Here is a 1,370-nt window from a genome sequence, read left to right as displayed (position 1 = left end):
CTCCTGGGCATCGCCACCACCAAAGGCCCAATCTCCTACGATATGTTGATCGCGCCGGAAGCAAAGGGATAAGCCTTAATGATTTATATCTTGCGCGTATTGCGGGTTTGCTAGAAAAAAGGCCCCGCCGAACGGCGGGGCTTCAAGTTTGGTCGGTGTCAGGCAGCCTGGTTCTGGGACTTCGGCGCCATGCGCTGGCCTTCGAGCCATTTATTGAACTCGGCGCGGTCGATGTAGACCCGACCGCCGATTTTGATGAGCGCCGGGGCCATGCCGTTTGTCTCGGCATGGAAGATCCACCAGCGCAACTTGCTCTCGGTCACGAACGGCGCTTCCGCCGCAAGCTGCTTGACCGTTCGCAGCTCCTTGTAATCGATCAAGGGCTGAGCCCTCCGTCGTCGATTGACGTCAAAAAGAGCAGGAACAGGTCGAAACTACGCGGAAACGGCGGGAATCTCAATTTCCGGCGGTTCAAGCGCGACCGGTGCCGTCAGAACGGGGCCGGGTCGCCGGCCGCGTCCACCCAACCCGACGCGAAGTCGTCGCGGGAACGTTTATGCGTATTCATAAGGATCAGCCGGGCGAAGTTCTCGCCCACCCCTTCATCGGCCAACCGCCGGCGCACCGCGTCCAGGGACGGCCGATTTTCAAACACGCATAGCAGCCGATAGCCCCGATCCAGCCCGAGCGCATCGGAAAGCGCCCCGTCGCTCATGGCCTCGCAATGGCTCTCAATCTGCCGGACGATCCGCGCCCGATCCGTTCCGCCGCGATCCATGCACATTTCAAGCGCATGGAGTTGCCGGCGGCCGTCACCCCGTTGCAGGTCGCAAATCGCATCCGGGATAAGCGCCCGCCCGCTCGCCAGCCGCAGCTTAATCGGATCGGCCTTTGCTTGCCCATTGGCACCCGGCCAGGGGCCGGGGCCGCCGTAGTAGGCAACATACCTCGCCACGCTTCCGCCTTCAGCCTCCATCGCGGCATCAAGCGCAATGTGGCAATCGACGCAATGCCGCCGGTGGAGATGATCCACCGTGAATTTCGGTGTTCTGGCGATCGGGCCATATCTCGCGGGTTCCTCCCGGAAGTAAGCCGCCAGGGCCGCCGCACCGGCGGGCTTGAGGTAGTACATGCGCGGCAACCGGCCGAGGCCGGGGCGCACACCCCATGCCAGCATGCCGGCATGCTTGTGCCCTTCCAGCCGCCGCAGCACTTGCCCAAGGTGCTTGCGGTCTTTCCCCGCGCCGGTGGCGATCAATTGCGCCACCGTCATGAACCGATAGCGGGCCAGCCGATTGAGCAACCTGAGGGATGGAAATTCGGTCTGAGGCGCTTCAGTCATCCCGGTTTTCCATGTTGATGTAGACGCG

2 protein-coding genes are annotated in these 1,370 nt (G+C 62.6%); both read right to left on the bottom strand.

Annotated features, from left to right (window positions below; genetic code table 11):
* Window positions 1-158 precede the first annotated feature (158 nt).
* On the bottom strand, window positions 159-380 hold the full coding sequence (locus tag GHC57_RS19055; RefSeq protein WP_109792415.1) for a helix-turn-helix domain-containing protein: 222 nt from the start codon (window positions 378-380) through the stop codon (window positions 159-161).
* Between the two features lie 110 nt (window positions 381-490).
* On the bottom strand, window positions 491-1,370 hold an 880-nt coding region (locus GHC57_RS19050), incomplete at its 5' end, for a replication-relaxation family protein (protein ID WP_211369261.1).

Source organism: Roseospira navarrensis (genome assembly GCF_009601025.1).
In the GTDB taxonomy this organism is placed as follows: Bacteria; Pseudomonadota; Alphaproteobacteria; order Rhodospirillales; family Rhodospirillaceae; genus Rhodospira; species Rhodospira navarrensis.
This window is presented reverse-complemented; position numbering and strand designations above follow the sequence as displayed.